Annotated in this window: 3 pseudogenes; 1 reads left to right on the forward strand and 2 read right to left on the reverse strand. The window is 41.3% G+C overall.

Features of this window, described 5'->3' with window-relative positions:
- Positions 1-109, reverse strand: a pseudogene (locus HU824_RS19950) (IS982 family transposase); the annotation flags it as partial.
- Positions 110-319: 210 nt separating this feature from the next.
- Between HU824_RS19950 and HU824_RS19380 the strand changes: the two are divergent.
- Positions 320-526: pseudogene (locus HU824_RS19380) on the forward strand (site-specific integrase); the annotation flags it as partial.
- On the opposite strand, the pseudogene HU824_RS19955 reads toward HU824_RS19380, so the two are convergent.
- Positions 527-844, reverse strand: a pseudogene (locus tag HU824_RS19955) (beta-galactosidase); the annotation flags it as partial.
- Positions 845-1,626: the final 782 nt, after the last annotated feature.

Genomic DNA, 1,626 nt, shown 5'->3' on the forward strand with positions numbered 1-1,626 from the left:
TGGGAACAACACCGCACCTGGGTACGTTTCCATGTTCATTAACTCGATTTCCGGCAAAATCCTTGCAGATTCCGAGGATTCTGACGAAATTTGCTATGAAGTTGCGCATAAGCAGTGCAATAGTAGTTAACGGTGTGGTTACCACTAATTTAATAATAATCCGCAAATTGTGCAACTTTTTCATTTGTAAATATTTAGAATTTTAATTCAACCAACGGGTTGTTCTCTGTTTCAGGGGTCTGTTTCTATGTTCTGCCATATTTTTCATGCCGACAGGTAACTCTATACCGGTTAATTTTGCAATTAAAAGTATAGAGCTATGAATCAAGAAGATGTAAGGGTTTCGTTCTACCTGAAAAAGAGCGAAGCGGATGAACAGGGAGAGTGCCCGATTATGGGCAGGTTGAATGTAGGCAAGTATTCCGAGGCGGCCTTCAGCGTGAAGATGACGGCTCCGGAATCGGCATGGCTTTCCGGTCGTGCCACGGGGAAGAGCGCAAGGTCAAGGGAAATCAATCGGCAGCTGACATCTTTCCAAGTGGAGGAGAATATCCTTGTTGCTCCACGACTGGGGAATGGTAACTTCACGTTGATACCAAGCCGGTCTGCAGTATTCAAACTTGCGGGTCAGCCGTTCTACATAACGGGCGGTAGTGGGCATACCTTTGCCACCTTCGTCCATACTGCCTGGCAGCTGGATCGACTCAGTCAGTTTGGATAGATAAAGCTCCGAACCGGGTGTTTTCCCGAATCCCATCGGGTCGGTTTGGAAGCGCCAGGTTCCTGCCAGGCTCAGGCTTTCCTGAGCTATCATCCATTGAGCACTACTGAGCAATAAGCTCATTAGAATATTTCTTTTCTTCATGTGTATTAAGATTAATATGCTTGCGTATTGTTTTAATTCACTTCCGGATACTGTGTTTTTTTGCAAAATAAGCTATTTCTCAGCAATTGAATGATGGAAAATATGTTTATTCTCATGGATAATATTCCGGTAAGGATGAGGAAGGGGCGGGGGAATGAGAGATTATTCGTACATTTGTAATAAACATGCTATGCGGATTACATGGCCGTTGTAAACAGTCAATATGATACCTTGTCGACATAAATACATAACACGATAAACAAATGAGTAGAGATAACGACATGAAGGATTTTTGAACAGATTAGTAATTGAAAAGCAGCTAGAAGTAATTTTTCCACGTATTGGAGGTTCTTGTTTTTTGTGCTGTGTGCCGGGAGTACCATTGGCAACAGATACCCAAGAGGAGTTGCAGGTGCGCCCGTAAGGGCATATAATAACGTGAGTTCGAAATAATAATAAGTATATTTCGCTGATAATTAGTGGTATAGCGATAAAAGTGTTAAATTTATAGTGCAGAATTATAAGATTTAAACGATTACCACTATATTTCCGGAGTCACTGCTTGGCACTTAGTCCCGGCTGATTTTCAGTTGTTTATAATTTAGTTCTTTGATATTTTTGTAATCACAATTGGTAAGTATCTCTCTTACAGGTGTTTTATCCAGTAGAGAAAAGCTCTAAATTTGTAGAATTTCGTAGATTGGACGGTTGACTTTCAATTTGTAAGCGACAATGGCAACCAGACAGTATGTTATGATGGC

It is taken from the genome of Bacteroides sp. L10-4, from assembly GCF_013373675.1.
Classification (GTDB): domain Bacteria; phylum Bacteroidota; class Bacteroidia; order Bacteroidales; family Bacteroidaceae; genus Bacteroides; species Bacteroides muris.